At 49.2% G+C, this 20,259-nt stretch carries 14 protein-coding genes; 6 read left to right on the top strand and 8 right to left on the bottom strand.

The features are described 5' to 3' along the window. Window positions 1-52: 52 nt before the first annotated feature. Window positions 53-1,699 carry an alpha-amylase family glycosyl hydrolase gene (locus ACJJIM_RS17795; RefSeq protein WP_444911624.1) on the top strand — a complete coding sequence of 549 codons (1,647 nt, stop codon included), beginning with the start codon at window positions 53-55 and terminating at the stop codon, window positions 1,697-1,699. A gap of 67 nt (window positions 1,700-1,766) precedes the next feature. Here ACJJIM_RS17795 and ACJJIM_RS17790 read toward each other — a convergent pair whose 3' ends face one another. From ACJJIM_RS17790 to ACJJIM_RS17780, 3 genes are all read right to left on the bottom strand, one after another. Continuing rightward, window positions 1,767-2,618 carry a universal stress protein gene (locus tag ACJJIM_RS17790; RefSeq protein ID WP_444907127.1) on the bottom strand — a complete coding sequence of 284 codons (852 nt, stop codon included), beginning with the start codon at window positions 2,616-2,618 and terminating at the stop codon, window positions 1,767-1,769. A 471-nt stretch (window positions 2,619-3,089) separates the two neighbouring features. After that, entirely contained in the window at window positions 3,090-3,629 is a 540-nt protein-coding gene (locus tag ACJJIM_RS17785; RefSeq protein WP_282931061.1) for a hypothetical protein, read from the bottom strand. Window positions 3,630-4,387: 758 nt separating this feature from the next. Then, a complete protein-coding gene (locus ACJJIM_RS17780; protein WP_444911623.1) occupies window positions 4,388-4,717 on the bottom strand; it encodes a hypothetical protein in 330 nt (109 codons plus the stop codon). A 249-nt stretch (window positions 4,718-4,966) separates the two neighbouring features. Between ACJJIM_RS17780 and ACJJIM_RS17775 the strand changes: the two genes are divergently transcribed. Both ACJJIM_RS17775 and ACJJIM_RS17770 read left to right on the top strand, forming a co-directional pair. Beyond that, window positions 4,967-5,125: an ADP-ribosylglycohydrolase family protein gene (locus tag ACJJIM_RS17775; protein ID WP_444907129.1), complete on the top strand. Its 159-nt coding sequence runs from the start codon at window positions 4,967-4,969 to the stop codon at window positions 5,123-5,125. 898 nt (window positions 5,126-6,023) lie between these two features. Then, window positions 6,024-8,576 carry an alpha amylase C-terminal domain-containing protein gene (locus ACJJIM_RS17770; protein WP_444911622.1) on the top strand — a complete coding sequence of 851 codons (2,553 nt, stop codon included), beginning with the start codon at window positions 6,024-6,026 and terminating at the stop codon, window positions 8,574-8,576. Window positions 8,577-8,623: 47 nt separating this feature from the next. Here the strand turns inward: ACJJIM_RS17770 and ACJJIM_RS17765 are convergent, their stop codons facing one another. The 3 genes from ACJJIM_RS17765 to ACJJIM_RS17755 all read right to left on the bottom strand — a co-directional run bounded on the left by ACJJIM_RS17765 (window position 8,624) and on the right by ACJJIM_RS17755 (window position 13,884). Next, the gene (locus ACJJIM_RS17765; RefSeq protein ID WP_444911621.1) at window positions 8,624-9,262 is read right to left on the bottom strand and encodes a hypothetical protein; all 639 of its coding nucleotides are present in this window, start codon (window positions 9,260-9,262) and stop codon (window positions 8,624-8,626) included. Window positions 9,263-9,477: 215 nt separating this feature from the next. Continuing rightward, on the bottom strand, window positions 9,478-11,391 hold the full coding sequence (locus ACJJIM_RS17760; RefSeq protein WP_444911620.1) for an alpha-amylase family glycosyl hydrolase: 1,914 nt from the start codon (window positions 11,389-11,391) through the stop codon (window positions 9,478-9,480). 51 nt (window positions 11,392-11,442) lie between these two features. Continuing rightward, window positions 11,443-13,884 (bottom strand): TIM-barrel domain-containing protein, encoded by a 2,442-nt coding sequence (locus ACJJIM_RS17755; protein WP_444911619.1) that lies wholly within the window; start codon window positions 13,882-13,884, stop codon window positions 11,443-11,445. Between the two features lie 186 nt (window positions 13,885-14,070). On the opposite strand from ACJJIM_RS17755, the gene ACJJIM_RS17750 reads away from it, so the two are divergent. Both ACJJIM_RS17750 and ACJJIM_RS17745 read left to right on the top strand, forming a co-directional pair. Beyond that, window positions 14,071-15,588, top strand: coding sequence for an MFS transporter (locus ACJJIM_RS17750; RefSeq protein ID WP_413663498.1), 1,518 nt, complete (start codon window positions 14,071-14,073; stop codon window positions 15,586-15,588). Between the two features lie 177 nt (window positions 15,589-15,765). Beyond that, window positions 15,766-17,169, top strand: coding sequence for an alanine/glycine:cation symporter family protein (locus tag ACJJIM_RS17745; RefSeq protein WP_413663497.1), 1,404 nt, complete (start codon window positions 15,766-15,768; stop codon window positions 17,167-17,169). Between the two features lie 67 nt (window positions 17,170-17,236). Here the strand turns inward: ACJJIM_RS17745 and ACJJIM_RS17740 are convergent, their stop codons facing one another. Both ACJJIM_RS17740 and ACJJIM_RS17735 read right to left on the bottom strand, forming a co-directional pair. Further along, the gene (locus ACJJIM_RS17740) at window positions 17,237-17,683 is read right to left on the bottom strand and encodes a L,D-transpeptidase family protein (RefSeq protein ID WP_413663496.1); all 447 of its coding nucleotides are present in this window, start codon (window positions 17,681-17,683) and stop codon (window positions 17,237-17,239) included. Beyond that, the gene (locus ACJJIM_RS17735; protein WP_413663495.1) at window positions 17,641-17,913 is read right to left on the bottom strand and encodes a hypothetical protein; all 273 of its coding nucleotides are present in this window, start codon (window positions 17,911-17,913) and stop codon (window positions 17,641-17,643) included. The genes ACJJIM_RS17740 and ACJJIM_RS17735 overlap by 43 nt, the downstream gene beginning before the upstream one ends. Before the next feature lie 861 nt (window positions 17,914-18,774). On the opposite strand from ACJJIM_RS17735, the gene ACJJIM_RS17730 reads away from it, so the two are divergent. Beyond that, window positions 18,775-20,244 (top strand): aryl-sulfate sulfotransferase, encoded by a 1,470-nt coding sequence (locus ACJJIM_RS17730; protein ID WP_444911618.1) that lies wholly within the window; start codon window positions 18,775-18,777, stop codon window positions 20,242-20,244. The last annotated feature ends 15 nt before the right edge of the window (window positions 20,245-20,259 follow it).

Genomic DNA, 20,259 nt, shown 5'->3' with positions numbered 1-20,259 from the left:
GTGGCCTGGGGAGCTTCTGAATAATTCTGAGCGGCGAATAAAAGAGAGAACAATGGGAAAATTCACCAGCTTATTGATTGGCCTGATGCTGGGTGGTGTACAAGCTGCCGTGGCTGCAGAGCCGGTAGATCCTTTTTGGCGCAATGCGACAGTCTATTTTATGTTGCCGGACCGTTTTAATAACGGCGATCGCAGCAATGACTTCCCCTACGGTCGCAAAGACGATGCGGCATACCTGCGTGGCTTTGAGGGAGGGGATCTGCGCGGCGTTATCGAGAAAATTGAAGCGGGGTATTTTAATGATCTCGGAGTCGATGCTATCTGGATGGCCCCGGTGATTGAGAACATCCATGGCTACAATGAGTCCGATAAACGCACCTACGCTTTCCATGGCTACTGGCCTAAGGACTGGACTGCCGTAGATGCCAACTTTGGCACCGAAGCAGAACTGGCAGAATTGATTGAGGTAGCTCACAGCCAGGGGATTCGCGTATTGCTGGATGTAATTCTCAATCACACCGGGCCAGTCACTGAACAGGATTCCAGATGGCCCTCGAGTTGGCTGCGCAATAGCCAGCAATGCGACTGGTCTGACTATGCCGGCAATGTTGAGTGTGCAATTCACGCGAACCTGACGGATATCCTCACGGAGAGCGAGAAAGATGTCGAGTTGCCGCCGCAACTGGTGGCAAAGTGGAAAAAAGAAGGCCGCCTGCAGCAAGAGCAGCGTGAACTGGATGCCTTTTTCGAGCGCACTGGCTATCCCCGCGCCCCCAAATATTACCTGATCAAGTGGTTAACCGACTGGGTGCGTGAATACGGTGTCGATGGTTTTCGTGTGGACACCGTCAAACACGTAGAGCCACAAGCCTGGGCAATACTGAAAAACGAAGCGGATATAGCCCTGGCGGAGTGGAAGACTGAGAACCCGAAGAAGAAATTGGACGATCGCAATTTCTTTATGGTGGGTGAGGTTTACCATTTCGGCGTTAACAACTTTGGTCCCAGTGTTGGTCGCTCTTACGATTATAGCGATCGGAAAGTGGACTTTTATCAGTACGGTTTTGACAGTCTGATTAACTTCGATTTTGCCCAGGTTGCGGGTAAGCCAGCGGAGGATATTTTCTCCAGCTATTCCTCCTCCTTGAACAGTGGTGAACTAAAAGGGTTCGGTGTCCTAAATTATCTAGGCTCCCACGATGACCATCACTCATTTGACCGCGAGCGCCAGCACACACTGAGTGCCGCAAGTAAACTGATGTTGGCGCCCGGTGCAGTGCAGATATATTACGGTGATGAACTGGCGCGCCCCATGATTGATGATCGTGCATTTGGCGACGCCTCTATGCGCACCAATATGAACTGGGATGACTTGGAAAAGCCGGAAACCCGTGCATTGCTGGCTCATTGGCAGAAGCTTGGGCAGTTTCGTCGATCGCACCCGGCAGTTGGCGCTGGTGTACACCAGAAGCTGGAGGATAAGCCTTATACATTCTCCCGTACCTTATCTGGTGAGCAGCCGGTAGTTGTGGCGATGGAACTGTCCGCGGGTGAGAAGAGCGTATCAGTTAAAGGTGTGTTTGCCGATGGTATCGAACTGACCGATTACTATTCGGGCAAGCGAGCCAAAGTTGAGGATGGCAGGGTGAATTTCGATACAGAGGGAACTCTGCTACTGCTATCGGCTAAATCGCAGTAAATCCAAAAAAGAAAGCCCCTGCAGATAGCACTGCTGGGGCTTTCAGCATCCTTGAAAATGGGATGACTTAATCGTTATCCATCGTTGTTGTAGTGAACTGGTTACATACCATCACATCAACGTCTAACTGGCCAATTACACGCTCGGCAGTATTGCCACGCAGGAATGAACCGGTCTCGCCGTACTGATTCATGGTTCCCATCACGACCAGGTCTGCATCGATCTCACGAGCCACTTCCTCAACAACATCGCTGGTATAGCCGCGTTTTACGTGAATGCGATGGGTGGGGACACCAGTTTTATCGGCAAGCTTGGCCAAAGCACCGCGATCTGGGTAGAGCATGGAATCCAGGAAGGCGTTTACGAGGTGTAGCTCTGCTCCGTAATGACCTGCGATATAGGTCGCGCGTTCGCTGATCTGGCGATTGAGCTCGCGCTGCTCGAGGGTTTTTGCCTGGTAGTTAACGGTAGCCAATACAACTTTGCGCTCGTCCTTGGCGCCGGGGCGAATCAATACTACTGGGCAGCGCGCTGTTTTCAGGACTCGCCATTTGGATTCGGCGAAGGTAAAGCGACGGCTGCTCTTCGCGTGTACTGGTAGGTAGATCATTTCTGCGTTGCAACGCTTTGATTCCTGCACGATGGCCGCCTGCCAATCACTGGACCAGCAAACAGTGATCTCACAGGAAAGACCAGCTTCTGAGATGGGTTCACGAATTTGTTCACGGAACCACGACTCATCGCGAAATAGGTGGTCGTTAACTGCACGGGTATCCACCGCTTCACCATCAACTGCGACGAATACAGCCAGTCGCGGCTGAGGATTGCGTCCACGTGAAGTGATCAGGGCTCGCTCCAGAGCTACATGCTTCTCATCGTTAGGGTCCACTACAACGAATACGGTGCTTTGCTGCTCCATTTTTTCTCCTCAACTAAGCGTGTTACTGGCCAGTGCGACCTGCAGTTGACCAAGAGGTCTAATCTATCATGATGGGGTGGTCAGCCCGAGTACCTGACTGTCCCATTTGTCGAATTTGGCGCCTATCTCATCGAATAATTTTGTTGCGCATAATGGCGAAGTTGGGGGTGGGGGTATTGAGGTAGATCAAGTTTATAGGTAGCGCGTGCAAGCCCTACTACAACCAAAATGCGGGTGACCAGAATTCGAAATGTATTCTTGCCTGGTAGCGTTATTGAGAGCTGGTTGGAGTATGTTGGGATTGGAATTACCTAGAGAGTGGGGGGCTAACTACAACACCATAAGTAACTATCGGCTACAGGCTCTTTGAGTTAAGCCGTGATCGGTTCTTTTAGTCTTTCCCAAAGAAACTTACTCGGTGAAGAGGGAGCGCGCACTATACGCGCGTCCCTAGTGCTCAATTCGTAAGGTTTAGACTTCCCGATACTGGTCAATGAGCGCTTTGATATTTTTCTTAAGTACAGCGCCAATATCTCCACCTGCACCGCCCACGGACAGATCACTATCGGCGTGAGCCTTGTATTTAACATCACCGGTTTCGGAGTCCTTAACAGTCAGGACAGAGTCAACGCCTCCCTTTCCTGCGCCAAAGCCAACAGCCCAGCGCAATGCGCGATTTCCGTATTGAACCTTCACATCAAGATCAACGAGCAAAGTCTTGCCTTCAGCTTCATCTAAGGAATTGACGAGTTGATAATCGCTCTCTCTGGCAAATTCCTCGAGTTCACTGCGGGTATGGAGCTCCCAACTTTTCATTTTTTCCTGTAGGGCACTATTGTTTTTGGCTGCACTTTCATTTGAGTACACCCTTACATCTTGTATTAATATATTTTTATAGTCTTCAAAACTTTGCGCTTGAACGTCTGTTTTTACGTGTGCGACACCACATCCGTATAAAGCTGAAAGTGTCACTGCAAGGCAAAACACCTTTATCCCTTTGAAAAATTTCATCCTTTTCCCCTTAATTTGAATATAAAAGCTGAAGCTTCACAGTAAAGATCGAGCCTAGCTGTCTATTTCAGTTACCGGCTGAGCGGTTTTATAGTTAGTGCAGATGGAATGAACTACATGTTCACTGCCCGGTAAGTTTACAAGGAAAATACATTACTTTCTCTACTGATAAGGTGAGATCACACTTGAATGAAGCTATGGTGCCAAGTTGTAAGGCAGTTTCCTTCAGATACACTATGCCAAAACTTGAGCCTGCAGTCTGAGGAACTAATCAAAATTGTCTACCGCAATAGCTTAGATGCATAGCAGGTTTTGTATGGCAGATTGCCACATCTACTGTAGGAGGTAGGTAGATAAACTTAGTGATTTGGGTGTTTAAGTGACAAATTGAAGTGTTTTTAGAAAGGTTCTATGTTTAACGCCCTTCCCTCTTGCTAGCGACTGGTAGAGAGATCAAAACGCAAAACATGTGTTTGTACCGTCGTTTGTTATATATTTTTAGCTACTGATTGAACTGACACAAATCCAGTTCCCGACCATTAAGGTAGCCGTACGGGGTACCTAAAACGTAGTTAAACAAAATGTAAGCCCTGAAATGTCGCAGAGGTGTAGTTCATTGGCTAGTTATATGCTATTTATCAATTAGCAATTTCTTTATTCATTCTACTTGGCTCATAACGCGCTATAAAAGGTTTAAGCGTTACAGAGAAACTGCGAAGTGAAGCTCCAGCCCTGTCGGAGTGACTTTCATTAATTTATTATGAATTTTCGATATTCCAGTTGTCTACGACATTTGAGTAGATTAATTCTCTAATGCTAATTATTAACGTCGATATACCCAGGGCTAGCGCACCTATACCCAGTTTGAAAGTGTAGTCGCATAGCGAACTAGATAACTCGGCTAGCCGGAAGCAGTTTAACTTTTCGCTTAGCACCATTTCATCTTGTGCAACAGTAAATACGCCTTTGCAAAAATCTTTAATATCAAAATGAGCACAAGAAGATGCAGCACCGAGTGCGTACCATGCAACAAATCCAGATAATAAGGCAAGTGAAAGAAAAGTTACTTGCCGCTTGCTAAATTTCAATTACTGCCTCCATTTACACTTTTCGAACAGTCGAGTAATTTCTTGTAAGCCCAGCGCACATAATGCAGGATTATGTCGATTTTCTCGATATCCTGGATGCAATATTACTCTAGACTACGGTAAATAAGGCATTACTACAGCTATAACGGAGCTGTGTAAACATCCAAGTCATATGGAGACGCTATAGCTATAGAGTTGGCTGAAGAGCTTGCTCGTGGAGATAGACCTTGAGGTCGGGCGATTGAACAGGTGGGGGAAGGTTGGGTGGCTGAAGAGGCTCTTGTTATTTCAGTTTACTGTGCCCTTAAAGCTCCAAGCTTCAAAGAAGCGTTGCTGATGGCTGTTAATCACGATGGCGATTTAGATTCTACAGGCTCTATTAGCGGAATCCTGATTGGTGCCAATTAGGGTGTGGGTGCAATTCTTGCAAACTGGTTGGCTCAACTTGAGCTATCTGATGAGATATCAGAAATAGGTCAGGATCTACTGGAGTTTCGAGATTGGCCTGTAAGTGAGTTTGATGAACACTGCGATTATGCTCATGGAATAACTAAGAAATATCTGGGGTATTAATTTCTATCTATCTAGAGTCATCGCTAAGAAGTGCTCACATACCGTCATTACTTCAAGCATTTAAAGCTAGAGTTGTGAGTGATTCTGTTTTCCCGTCTGTTTAAATTTTGGTCTTAAAAGCCAAATTATCTTCGCTATTTAGACCTGTAGCACAAATATCTACTACGCCCCCTATAGGGAGGATGTGCTCTCAAGCACTGATTATTAGCCTTCCAAATGCCCGAATAGTTGTAATTTCGGGTTTGCAGTAGCACAGGAGGTGCATATTACCGCTGCTGTTCGGTATCTATTCACACACTACCGGCTTATTGATGCCTTTGGTGGTCTGTGGATATCTCAGGATGAGTGATCAATTGGCCGGGTATTGAAATCCAGCAGTTTAGATACTGCATAGTTGGGGTTTCCAAATATCTGGCTTGAATTGCAAAAAATAATAAATGGTCACCTGTGATGATAAGCCTGAACTTTTCTTCGCCGCTTTCGGTGCTTCCCACAAATTCTTTTCTTGAGCGAATGCCTATTGGTTGTGTCGCCTGAGGAGAATATTTCTAGCTCCTACTGTGGGGCGAATGCAATCCAAGTATTTGCAAGTGCCTGGGAAAAGGCGTGCTTATAGGTTGACCCTATTTATGTAGAAATGGAGAGCCATTAATCATTGGTGGGCAACTGCTCCTGGGGTTCTCCTTATACAAAAAAGATAACGACTAAAGATGAGAGAAAAAGGAAAGCTAAAATGAAAAAACAATTTCCACTAAAAGGGCTTCTGGGAGGCGCGAGTATCGTACTCGGAGCCATGTCCAGTACCCATGCCAGCGCAGGCACGGCCTTTGTACACCTGTTCGAATGGAGCTGGAATGATATCGCCAGTGAATGTGAGGAGTTCCTAGGGCCGAAAGGTTTTGACGCGGTACAGATCTCCCCGCCCCATGAACATATCAGCCACTCCACCTGGTGGGCGCGCTACCAGCCGGTTTCCTACACTAACCTGACCAGCCGCAGCGGTACCGAGGCTGAGTTACAGAGCATGATCAGCCGCTGTAATGCGGTGGGTGTAAAAGTCTACGCAGATGTAGTCATCAACCATACGGCGGCCTGGAATGGTGGAGGCACGGGTTGGGGCGGTACTGAGTGGACACTGTTGAATCACCCCGGTGAGTTTTCCTCTTGGGATTATCACTCCGATTGCACTATTGATAACTATAGCGATGCGAATAATGTCTGGAATTGCCGCTTGAGTGGACTTCCAGATTTGGATACTGGTTCCAGTTATGTTCAGCAGACCCTGGCCGATTACCTAAATAAATTACAGGGTATGGGCGTTGATGGTTTCCGTGTAGATGCGGTTAAGCATATGTCTCCCAGCGATATGTACAGCATCATGAGTAAAGCTGGTAATCCCTGGATCTTTTCTGAAGTTATCGGCGCAGCTGGCGAAGCCTCTGAAATCCAGCCATCAAATTATACATTCCTGGGCCGTGTGACTGAATTCAAGTACGGCACTGATGTAGCGAGTAATTTTAACGGACAAATTAAAAACCTCGCCAGTATTGGCGAGAGTTGGGGACTTTTATCTTCCAGCGATGCAGTTCACTTTATTGACAACCACGATCGTGAACGTGGCCACGGTGGCGGCGGTAACCTGACCTATCACGATGGCTACAAGTACAACCTGGCCAACGTTTTTATGCTGGCACACCCCTATGGCTACCCGAAGGTAATGTCGGGTTATGACTTTACCGATACGGATATAGGTCCCCCCAGCACTGGACCGGAAAGCTGTGAAAACAATGAATGGGTATGTCAGCACCGATGGGGCAATATTGCCAATATGGTGGGTTTCCGTAACTACACCGATGGCACCAGTATGGAAAATTGGTGGGATAACGGAGATAACCAGATTGCCTTTGGACGCGGTGATAAAGGCTATGTCGTTATCAATAACGAGGGTAATTCTTTCAGCCAGACACTGTATACAGGCCTTCCTGAAGGGGACTACTGCAATGTCCTGGCGGGAGATGATGAGTGCAGTGGCGATGTTATTTCCGTAGGCAGCAATGGCTATGCCACTTTCAATGTTGCAGCTTATTCCGCTGCTGCCATTCACGGTGGGCAGCTATCTGGTGCCTGTGGTGATGAATGTTCTGGTGCAGGTTTCCCTAGCCTTTATTTCCGTGGCACAGCAAATAATTGGGAAGCAACGGCTTTTGAATTGGTAGCAGATAATACCTGGCAATTGGTGGTCAATTTTGATGGCCAGGCAGACCAACGCTTTAAGTTGGATGTCTACGGTGACTGGGCCGAAAACTACGGTGACGATGGTGCTGATGGCACGCTGGATCAAACCGGAGAAGATATTTATACCTCTGTAACCGGTAACTACTTGATTGAAGTAAATGATGAGACTCTGGCCTATTCGATCACCGAGGTCTCTTCCCAGCAGGTACCCACTGCAAGTGTGACTCCAGTATCCAGCACAGTAGAGGTCAATCAGAGTGTCACCCTGGATGCCAGCAGCTCTACTGATAGCGACGGTAGTGTGATTTCCTATAGCTGGAGCAGTGGCGGTAGTTCTTCCTCGACGACTTTGAGCTTCGCCAGTGCGGGCACTTATACCGAGACAGTCACTGTTACTGACAACGATGGCTTAACCGATAGTGCTACGGCAACCATTACCGTGACTGATCCCAATGCTGGTTATGCTCAAAACTTTACGGCATTAAATTTCCGCGGTACGCCCAATAGCTGGGGCACTCAGGCGATGACCCTGGTTGCAGATAATACCTGGCGTGCCACTGTGGTGTTTGATGGCAGCAGTAACCAGCGCTTTAAGTTTGATGTCAGCAGTGACTGGGCTGAAAACTACGGGGATAACAATGCGGACGGCTCTCTGGAGCAGGGTGGGGATGATATCTACACCGATGTATCAGGGACTTATATTGTTGAGGTTAATGATGAAAACCTGAGCTACAGCCTAACCTGTGCAGACTGTGGTAGTTACGCATCCAACTTTTCCTCACTTTATTTCCGTGGCACACCAAATAGTTGGGGTGCTGACGCTATGGAATTAGTAGCCGACAATACCTGGGAAATCCAGGTAAATTTTGATGGTCAATCGCAGCAGCGTTTCAAGTTCGATGTTAATGCTGACTGGACTGAAAACTACGGTGATAGCGACTCCGATGGTGACTTGGAGCAGGGTGGGTCTGATATCTACACTTCTGTAAGCGGAAGCTACAAGGTGCAGGTGAATGATCAAACCATGATTTATAGTGTGGTTGCACTGTAATTGATAAGAGCCTGCAGGCCAGGAAGTTGGTCTGCAGGCTTCTTTAGTTATTTATTTTCTTTTTCTTTAGCCAGCAGAGCTTGTTGTAGCGCCTGCAATTTTGCAATCTCTTCTTGATTTAACTTTGGGTTCGATTCACAACGAGGATCGGTTTTTTGCAGCAAGGCCAGTATTTCTTTTGTTAATGGTATGGGTTCACAGCCGTGTCCGGTCTCGCAAATTAAATCCCACTGCGGTTTGGCCTGGACATGACAGGCAAAGCAGTTACCTCCAAAACGGTTAACTACATCAACAAAACCTCGCTTACGGATTTTGCTGCCCTCCTCAGAAACATCCAGTTCAAAAAACTCCCAATCTTTAGTGGCGGGGTTAAAGCCTTTTTGGTGTTTGATCATCACTTCCCCGGGTACTAACTGGACCACTGATCCAGGAGGATAAACACCTCCAGTGCTGGAGTTTGCGACCTCTAGAGTCCCATCCAGATCTCCCAGTAAATTATCCACATAAAACCCCCGCACCTTGGTCATATCTCGGATGCAGTTAAAAGTCTCGTCTGTTACCTGGATAGGTGCTTCGCTCTGTTCAGCCTTGTTAGTTTCAGCCATTGTAGGAAGTGCTACTGATGCTAAAAGTGCAGCCAAAATTAGGTTTAGTGGTGAAAAATAGCGGCTATGTTGTCGGTTCATAATGTCCCCTTGCATATCAATTTCGGCTTTTATTTAAATTGTGTGCAATATAATTGTGAGCAATATACATGGAGTAGTGTTTATGTCAAGCGAGTTACCTGATGAGTATGGTTAGGGATTGTCGGGAATATGTTGTGAGAAAGGGGATAAGGTGGGTATAAATTGCTGTGCTTAAGCGTTCTTGGAGGGGAGTAGTCCCCTCCAGGGCTGAGTGGCTATTTCTGGGGAACAGCGGATATTGCAAAGATATGGCTTTCGTAGGGTGCCAACTGGATCTTTGTGGAGGCTTGGTCTTTTTCCAAGATAAGGTTTGCCACCTTATTGGATATCTGGCTTTCAGCCAGGTAGCTGCCCGGTTGTAGTTTCCAGGCCTCTAGAAGTGCTGTAGGCAACTGAAAATTAAACTCCACTGCCCTGTTATCGAAGTTGGCGATTACCAACAATTTTTCATGTTCGCTCCAGCGGGCAAAGGAAAATTGTTTTTCACCATAGCCAGAGTTTTGCTTGCGGTTGTAGCTGTGCAAGTCCAGGTAATCGCCAAGTAAGGCCGGGCTCTGTTTGGAGAAATTAAGCAGGCGCTGGTAGAAGCTGCGCAGCTCTTTTTCTTCTTTTGTCAGCAGTGCAGTGTCAAAAGCGCCCTCATTGTTCCAGCGGCGCACACTGGGTACTGACCAGTAGTCGAAAATGGTGGTGCGGCTGGCTTTGCCGAAGCCGGTTTCTTTGTTGGCGGGTTCTCCTAACTCCTGGCCAAAGTAAACCAAGGTAGGGGCTGGAGAGAGCGTGGCAGACACCAGCATTGCAGGTTTGCCTGCCTCTGGGTTGCCAGAAAATTGTGCGCTGGCAATACGCTGCTCGTCGTGGTTCTCCATAAAGCGCAACATATGAGAGGAAATATCTACCAGGCTTGCCTGTACCTCTGCGATTTTATCTGCGCTGCCCTTGTTCTCCATGACCGCACGAATAGCGTCGTAAGTACCGACTTTATCGTAGAGATAATCCATTTTGCCCAGATGCAGATAATCCCGATAGCGCTCTGGAGTATAGATTTCGGCAAGTAGCAGTGTGTTGGGGTTGCGCATTTTGATGGAGGAATTCAGGTAGCTCCAGAATTCTACCGGCACCATACCGGCCATATCATAGCGGAATCCGTCCACGCCAAAGTCCAGCCAGTAGTGGGCGATATCGCGGAATTTTTTCCAGGTATCCGGGACTTTCTTGTCTGCCCAAAACTGGGCGTGGGCCCGGTAGTCGCGCTCGGCATACTCCTGGGGTAGCTCAGAAAAGTTCTTGCTGTTATCGGGGCGAACGCCAAAATTAATTTTGACGGTTTCATACCAGTCGTGCATGGCAGGTTGTGCACTGCGCGCGCCATTACCGGTCCATTTAGCTGGACTCTCTACAAACTGCCCATCGACAAGATCATTGGCTTCGCCATTGAGTGGCTGATAACTGTCTTCTGCAACGGGCACGCGGAAGTCTTCGCCCACCACATAGTAGAAATTGTTGTTGCGGGCGTAGGTGACCTGGGTGTTGTCGCCAGCTCCAAAATCCTGCACGCCTTGGGGTTTATCGAGAGAATGATAGGCGCGGGCTACATGGTTAGGCACTATATCGATAATTACTTTCAGGCCGGCCGCGTGGCTGCGTTCCACCAGTGCGCGGAATTCCTGTAATCGCTCTGCTGGGTTATTGGCCAGGTCTGGGTTTACGCTGTAGTAATCCTTGATGGCATAGGGAGAGCCGGCGCGGCCTTTGACCACATCTGGATCATCGTTACTGATACCGTATTCCGTATAGTCGCCAACGAGTGCGTGGTGCAGGGCGCCGGTGTACCAGATATGGGTGGCGCCCAGCGCGTGGATTTCATTCAGTGCTTTTGGGGTAAAGTCAGCGAACTTACCCACACCATTCTCTTCGAGTGTGCCCCAGGGTTTGTTGGTACTGTTAGTGTTGCCAAATAAGCGCGGTAGCACTTGGTAGATAACGGCTTTTTTCTCCGCAACTTTTTCAGCGGGCTGTATTTCTTCCGGGCTGCTCTCCTGGCTGCAGCCGGCGGTGCCGAATAGAGCAGCGCCCAGTAGGGAAGCCGAAAGGAGTTTGGCAATAAACAGGGAATGTAACTTCTTCATTGTTTCCTGATGACTTTAAATTTTTTTGTCAGTGAACAGCGGTTTGCTGAATTATTGATTTTTGAGCACTAAATCCAGCGGTTCTTTGTGCCAGTCAAATTTAACCAGCAGTTGCTGCTTGCGCTTGTTGTACCAGGCCCCACGGGGTGCCTGAGCAAAGTCTTTTTCACTGTCGAAAATAGGCAGGGATTCGCCGGTAACATCGAGCTGCGCAGGCACTTGTTGCCAGTTGTGGATCTTTAAATTGACCTTGCGGGATTCCGGCATACCGGTATAACCGTCTCCTTCACGCTTAAAGGCGAAGGTTAAACCCTGCTGTTTGTTTTCCGCTGAGAAATGCAGCTTCTCGTATTTGCCTTTTTCAAAAGCCTGCGCGGTAGCGCCATCATCTTCATAAACATAGCGCTCGGACTTTGCTGCTGATGGGTGCGCGTAGTAGTCCAGGATCAGGTTTTTACTGGAGTAATCGCGGCTGCTGTGAATATCGTCAATGGTGGGAATAATGGCGCCGGCCCGCACCAGTACAGGAATCGTTTTCAGGTTCACCTCTACCAGGGCCTGATCGCCAGAATATTGTTCATCAGTCCAGTAATCGAACCAGGTGCCGCCGGGCAGTTTTACCGCGACCTCATCCACATCTTCTTCCACGACCGGGGCAACGAGGAAGTCCTGGCCCCACAGGTAGGCATCCTTGTAGTCCAGGAAAGATAGGTCACTTTCGTTTTCGAAAAACAGCGGGCGCATCAGTGGCATGCCGGTCTGGCTGTTTTCGAAGGCGAGGGTGTAGTTGTAGGGCAGCAGGCGATAGCGCAGTTTTACATATTCGCGCAGGATATCGCGGGTGCGGCGATCGTGGAAAACCGGTTCGGAAGCAATATGCTCCTGGGCGTGCGGGCGGTAAACCGGCTGGAATACGCCGTACTGTAACCAGCGGATATAGAGTTCGCGGTCAAATTTCTCACCGCCGGCAAAGCCACCCAGGTCTGAATGGGTGTAGCCAAAGCCCAGCAAGCCCATACTCAGAGCCAATTCCACCTGGGGCTGTAAGCCACCCCATTCCCGAGCGACGTCGCCGGTCCAGGGAATCATGCCGTAGCGCTGGGAGCCGGCAAAACCGGCGCGCATCATAATAAAGGGGCGGCGCTCAGGGTGTTTTGCAGTTTGGCGTTCATGCAGTAATTGCGCCCAGGCGTGGCCGAAGGCGTTGTGGATTTCATCGGCCATACCGATTGCGTGAACGGTATCGGAGGGGTGAACTTCCGGTTCACCCAGGTCGCCCCACCAGCCGGCTACGCCCTGTTCCAATAACCCATCGTAAATATTCCAGAACCAGTCGCGGCCATCTTTAGCGAAGACATCGATCAGGCCGGTATTGCCGAAATAGAAATTAAAACGCTTAGGCTCTCCGGCCAGGTTTTTGGCCAGGGCATTATTCGCCACGGCTTCCTGCCAGCGCTCGGAGGTGGAGAGGACAAAAGGCTCGGTCACCAGGATGGTATTGATGCCGCGTTTTTTAAGGTCGGCCATCATCTTTTCTGGTTCGGGAAAGGCTTCTTTGTCCCAGGCAAGATTGCCCATATGACCTTTTATATCCGGGCCAAACCAGTAGAGGTCCAACACCAGGGCGTCCAGGGGGAAATCTTCTTCGGCAAACTTATCCACGGTTGCGCGGACTTCAGCTTCGCTGTGATAGCCAAAGCGGGAGGCGAAGTTACCCAGGGCCCAACGGGGGGGCAGGGGCTGTTTGCCGGTGGTGGATACATAATTTTCCAGCAACTGTGGATAAGTCTCACCGGCAACCACGATGTAAGCGGTGCGCCCGGCTACAGCTTCAAATTGCAGGATATCTTCTTCGTTTGCGCCCAGATCCAGGGTGCCGGTGGCAGAGTTGTCGAACAGCAGAATGTATTTGTTGCTGGACAGTACCGCTGGCAGGGAAAAATACATCTGGTTGGATTCGGTGGTGTATCCGTAATGGGCACGGTTATATAGAGGCAGGCGTTGACCGCGACGGTCCATCCCCATAACCCGCTCTCCGCCACCCAGCAGTTTTTCCTCTGGCGACAGTGCGAAACGGAATCCGCGCATCGTCTCGGTGGCAAAGAAACCACTCTCTTCACTCAGGATTTGTTCGCTACCGCGCAAGTACTCGATTCGGAAGGGAGACTTGTGGATGACTGCAGTAAGCGAGCCAGTGCGGTAAACGAGCTTGTCCCCTTGTTGCTCCAGCATCGCCTCGGGTCGGCCAGCAGAATTGGTGGCCAACGCAAATGAGGGCAACTGCTTCAGGCCTTCGCGGCGATAGTGCACCGATAGCGCTGACGGACCAACCGGGGTAAGGGTGACCTCGCCCTCACTCGTCTGTACAGTTAGTGAGTCTTCGCTCATGGTGTGATCGCGGTAGTTGCGCTGTTCAGCGGCCAGGGATTGAGCGCTCAGGCAGAGTGTAGCTGCGAGACACACCAGGCGCAGGAGTGGGAGTTTTAGGATCATCGCGCGGGACTTCAGTTGCTTGATTAGGATTCACAGTTTCGTGTTGGCCCGGCGTATACGCATGGGCCTGAGTTTATCCTAAAGCGAAGGATCTGGCCCGCATCCTCCCCTATGGGGGAGGATGGATGCTCCGGGAGTGCGTGTGAGAATGGCAGAATAAGCATAACTAGTGATGCGGTGACCTCTATGACCCAATCAGCAAGCAGCGCCGTTGCGCCGCAAGCCCAGCAACCGCGCTTGCCCTTTTGGCAAGTGTGGAATGTCAGTCTCGGTTTTCTCGGGGTGCAATTTGGCTTTTCTCTGCAAAATGCCAATGCCAGTAGAATCTTGTCTGATCTGGGGGCGGACCTTCATTCTCTATCCCTGTTCTGGATAGTAGCGCCGCTCATGGGACTTATCGTACAGCCGATCGTGGGTTCGGCCTCGGACCGGACCTGGAGTCGCTTCGGTCGCCGCAACCCCTTTATCCTTTTTGGTGCCATCGCCGCAGCCCTGGGGATGGCGTTTATGCCCAATGCCGGGATTGTGGTGGCGATAGTGGCCCCAATTATTTTCGGCGGCGTTATGTTGGCCCTGATGGACGCGGCCTTTAACGTGACCATGCAGCCTTTCCGCGCCCTGGTGTCCGACATGGTGCCATCAGAGCAGCGCACCCTGGGGTACTCGATACAGTCTTTGCTGATTAACATTGGTGCCATCTTCGGCTCCATGTTGCCATTTATTCTGACTAATGTGATTGGTCTGGAGAATACCGCTCGTGCGGGAGAGGTAGCGCCCTCCGTTATATGGGCTTTCTATATCGGCGCCACAGTGCTGCTGGGCAGTGTGTTGTGGACTGTGCTGCGCACCAAGGAGTATCCGCCGGAGCAGTACAATGCCTATAAAGGTCTCGACTCCGCGCAACTGGAGCAGGAGCGACAGCAAAAAGCTCCACTGGCAAAGCGCTTGATTGGTTTTTTCCAACTGCTAATTAAAATGCCGCGCACCATGCGCCAGCTGGCCCTGGTGCAATTCTTCTCCTGGTTTGCCCTGTTTATTATGTGGGTTTACACCACGCCCGCGATCACTCAGCACGTTTGGGGAGTGGAAGCCAAGTGGTTTGATCCCGCCTATCTGGAAAGCGTCAAAGAAATTCCCGCACATATCGCTGCCGCTAAGGGTGCTGCCGGTGACTGGGTAGGAATTATTTTTGCTGCTTACTCCCTGTTCGCAGCGATCTTCTCTATTGTCCTGGCCCGTTTGTCTCAGGTGCTGGGGCGTAAGCTCACTTATTCCCTATCGCTGGCACTGGGCGGTTTGGGATACATCAGCTTCCTGTTCTTCCAGGGGGGCGATCCCACACAGGTGAATCTGTTGATTACAGAAGTTTCCGTACCCAGTGGCGCCCTGGGATTATTGCTACCGATGGTGGGTGTGGGCATTGCCTGGGCCGCTATTCTGGCTATGCCCTATGCGATCCTCTCCGACTCGCTGCCGGCGGATAAGACTGGTGTTTATATGGGGATTTTTAATTTCACTATCGCAGCCCCGCAGATTGTTTCCGCCCTGGTAGCTGGCTTGATATTGAAAACAGTTTTCGAAAACCAGGCAATTTACATCATTGTTTTGGCGGGGGTGTGTATGTTGCTTGGCGCTATATCGGTGGCGCTTGTGAGGGAGAGTTCTGAACCCGAGCCCGCATTAAAGGCAACTACTACAGCTTGATAAAAAGTTGTAAAAGATTGTTAGAAAAGCCCCTGTTAGGGGCTTTTTTATTGCCGGGATTCCAGGTTTTCCCAAAGTTTTCGCATTTATGGGGCTACGGAGTTTTATGGTGGCATTTTGACAGTCTGGTGTGAGCGTACCTAGACTGGGCGGATCTCACCGGAAATGAATTAAATTATGTCGATATTCCCTGCAATTGATCAGGCATTAGAGGCTTTTGCCAGTTTTGTCTGGGGTCCCCCCTTATTAGTGCTACTCGTTGGTGGCGGCCTCGCGCTATTAATCTATTCTCGTGGCCGTCCCTACCGTCATCTTGGGCACAGTATTGGGCTTTTAAGTGGCCGATATGATGACCCCAATGACCCTGGTCAAGTGAATCATAGCCAAGCGCTTTCCACAGCGCTGTCGGGAACCCTGGGGCTTGGCAATATTTCCGGGGTTGCTATCGCAATTACGATTGGTGGGCCTGGGGCGATTTTCTGGATGTGGGTAACCGCCCTGGTGGGGGTGGCTACCAAGTTTTATACAGCGACGCTGGCGGTGATGTTTCGCGGTCGTGATACCTCCGGGGAACTGCAAGGTGGCCCCATGTATGTTATTCGCGAGGGGTTGGGCCGACGCTGGATGCCGCTCGCGGTACTGTTTGCCGTGGCGGGACTCTGCGGTATGTTGCCGGTGTTTCAGTCCAATCAAACCACGCAGCTACTGCGCGAGTCTTTTGCTGAGCCCTTGGGTTGGGTTGCGCCCGGAGGCTCACTCACTTTTGATTTTGTTATTGGCTTATTAATTGCTGTTGCATCGGCTTACGTTATAGCCGGTCGTATCCAGCGTATCGGTAAATTCTCCGCAAGAGTAGTGCCGGGCATGGTGCTGTTTTATCTGGGCATGACCCTTGTGGTAATTGCCAGCTTCTGGGAGCAGGTACCGGCAGCATTTGCGTTAATTTTCTCGGATGCTTTCAGCGGTCAAGCTATTGCTGGAGGTACTCTGGGTTCGGTCATCACAGTAGGGGTGAGCCGGGGCGCATTTTCTAATGAGGCGGGTATAGGTACAGAGTCTTTGGCCCATGGTGCAGCTAAAACCCGTGAGCCCGTTCGAGAAGGCGTGGTTGCCATGCTGGGCCCCATTGTAGACACACTGGTTATCTGCACTTGTACTGCCCTGGTGATACTACTGACTGGCGCTTGGCAGCAGGAAGGGGATATTGCTGGCGTCACCCTGACTGCACAGGCATTTTCTCAGGTGTTTGGGCAGTTCGGCCCAATTTTGCTACTGCTAATGGTCCTTCCGCTGGCTTTCAGCACTATCGTTACCTGCTGGTATTACGGTATGAAGTGCTATGTTTTTCTTTTCGGTGGCCGCTGGCAGAGTCTTTATACCGGACTCTACATGGTGCTGATTATATTGGGTGCGGTGGCTTCTTTAAGTGCGGTAAACAGCATCATCATCGGGATGTATGCGGTAATGGCGATTCCAACAATGGTGTCTACTTTATTGCTGGCAAGGCATGTTAATCGAGCGGCTCACGATTATTTTACCCGTATGGATTTAACAAAGAGAAAAGAGGCCGAGGCTTCCTAATTAAAAAAGGCGGACTAAATAGTCCGCCTTTTTTATGCTTGGTAAAAATTTACCTGTTACTTCCAACTTAAGGCACCACGGACACCTTGGTACCAACCTTGGCGTGGGCATAAAAAATCTTAGCCATATGCCAGGGGATACGAATACAGCCATGAGAGGCGGGATATCCCGGGACGTGGCCGGCATGCATGGTAACGGGGCCATTGATACGCATCATGTAATCCATAGATGCCCCGCGGAATCGAGAACCCGCAGGTTTGCGGTGGCGGCGCACATCCACATTGCTGCGCATTACATAGCCCCGTGGGCTGATGTAGTGACCGTACAGATTTGATCGATGGCTGTATTTCTTCTGTGAAATACGGAAGTTACCGGTAGGTGTGCGGTGTCCGGCTTTGCCGGTAGATACCGGGGACATACCGGCCAGGCGCCCACCCTTATAGAAGTATGCCATCTGATCACTGAGGTCGATCACAATACGCGGTGTTCCCTGGATATTGGATTTAAACCACATATGGCGGCTATGCCGTGGATTCGCCGCGTATCTGGAATGTGTTCCGTATCTGGAGTGAGCCCGATAATTCCTGTTGTATCGGGAATGCGCCCTGTAATTTCTGTTGTATCGGGGGTGTGCTCTGTAGTCCCGGTTGTGCCTTGAGTGCGATCTGTAATTCCTGCTATGCCGTGAATTTGCTCGGTAGTCCCTGCTATACCTGGAGTGTGCTCCGTAGTTTCCATGTCCATGTTGAGCGCTGTATCTCGAGTTATAGCGGGAATTGGAATAATCCACGGCATAGGTCAGTGGGGCAAGAATTGCAGATCCCACAATCACTACGGCAGCGGCGAATGATGATTTTTTGCGTAGAGATCCCTTCTGTTTCGTGGAAATGGATTGATGATTTTGCAGCGAAGATCGGCTATGCATTACACACCTCTCTACTACCAGTGGGCCGTGTAAACAACCGTGGATTTTGAATCCAGCTACAGTTTGTCTAAGGGCAAGTATTTCTGCCCTTCTACAGGGACAAGTCCATAGCTGGTGATTTCCCCAAAGCAGATAACCGTATACTCGGCCTCGGCTGCGGGTTGGTACTGCGGCGGTATGAACCACTACAAGTCCAAGGGATGGTAAGGTGGGTCTTAAGGGCTGGTGACAACAAAAAGGAATATACTGAGGTTCTCTTAGAGGATGCTCTTCTAGTTGTTGGTGATTTTTAGGAATTTTGTCTTAGTTGCTAAGGTTTTATGAGTTATCTACCGTAACTTACGAGTCAATTAACAGCGTTCTTGAATCACACTAGAATAATAGAAATAGCTTTCAAAAGTTATTGTTATTTATTTCATCTTAGTAAGTGTCGCAACTATACCGTTATCCACATTTATCCCATTTCTCATATTTGTTGTGCAGGCCTTTGCGCATTAGAAAATTTAATAAAGAAATTTTCTTTTCGGGATCGCCCAAAATATTTCTTTCTGGTTTGAAAGCCAGGTAAACGAATCCACCCTTTTTGCGTTATGTGATAGCTGATTATTGGAAGCTCCCCTGAAAATGAAATACCAGGGTAGGGATGATTACTTTTAATATTTATTAAATAGGATTTGGCTATGACTGGAAGATCGACGTTACCCATATTTTTTCTAGTATTTATTGTAATGCTTTACAGCAATCCGGGCGTGAGTGTTGAGGTAGAGCAAGCGAATGAAACTCTGCTTATTTTGGAAGACGAAGTAGAATTAACCCTTTCGATGCATCCACTAAATAGTTTAATGGTTAATGCACAAGTATCGACTAGCAGTGAGTCGCGAGTGGCGATCAGGATCAATTCGGCGGTAACCGACCGTCGGCGAACAAATTATACCGATTGGGGCACAGAGCATGATATGACCCTAGTAGGTTTAAGAGCCGATACCACTTACCGTTTTACTGCACTGGCAATGCTGGAAAGTGGAGACGTTGTGCAGAGCTCGACTATTTCTTTCAAGACTGGTTCGTTACCTGAAGGCGCTCCCCCAGTTGAGGTAACTACATTTACAGAGCAAAGCGAAGGAGGTGTAACTATTTTTTCACCTTCAGGTGACAGGGATAATACCTTTTGGGGATTCGATGAAGAGGGTGAGGTTGTTTGGTACCTCCACGGAGACACTCCTCTCACCGGAGCACCGGTAGTGCGCAATTTACAGGATGGCAATTTAATGTTGCTGTTGGATCAGGAAGCAAGAATTATCTCCTTTGCTGGTGAAACGCTGCAATCATTTGAGCTGCCAGCCTATCACCACGATGCAATTCTTCTTGAAAATGGAAACTTACTGGTATTAACAAACGCCTATGAAACAATTGATGGTCAATTGATAAAAGGAGATGCGATTTTTGAAGTGGATGGGCAGGGCAATACTGTATGGGAATGGTCTGCATTCGATCATCTCGATACTCAGCGTTTCCCCGGTGAGTTAGCCCGTCGGGAATCGAGCAATGGTGCGCTGGATTGGACTCACTCTAACTCATTACACTATATTTCTGAGGATAATTCGATTTTACTGTCAAGTCGCTCTCAAAGCTGGGTGGTCAATATTGATCATAATAGTGGCGAAGTAAACTGGATTATGGGTAGGGATTTGGATACTTCCGAGGGATTTCTTGAGAAATTATTTTCATTGCAAGCTGGCACCTGGATGGCTTCTCAGCATGCAGCTATGCTTGCTTCAGACGGAGATATTCTGATTTACGATAATAGGAATGAGTCCGAATACAGTGGTGAGATCTATAATAGCCGCGCAGTGAAATTCTCTTTGAACACAGAGGAAATGGTGGCAGTGCAGACTTGGGAGTACGTTGCACCAAAGTACACGAATTCTTTAGGGGATGTAGATGAACTTTCCGGAGGGAATATTCTACTTTGCGCGGGCGGCCCATCCAGTGCTAGTACCGGCAACAATAGAGATGCATATATTGTTGAAGTCGCCGGCGATCAGACTGCAGAGACGGTTTGGGAGATGGTAGTCAATGATACGAGTGTATATCGTGCTGAGCGTTTTTCTTGGAATGATATATCAGCGGTAAGTGATTTATCACTTTAGATCCTCTAAATAGTT

This window comes from Microbulbifer maximicatervae (SeqCode), from assembly GCF_052467615.1.
The sequence above is the reverse complement of the archived record's forward strand: the minus strand, read 5'-3'. Positions and strand labels throughout refer to the sequence as shown.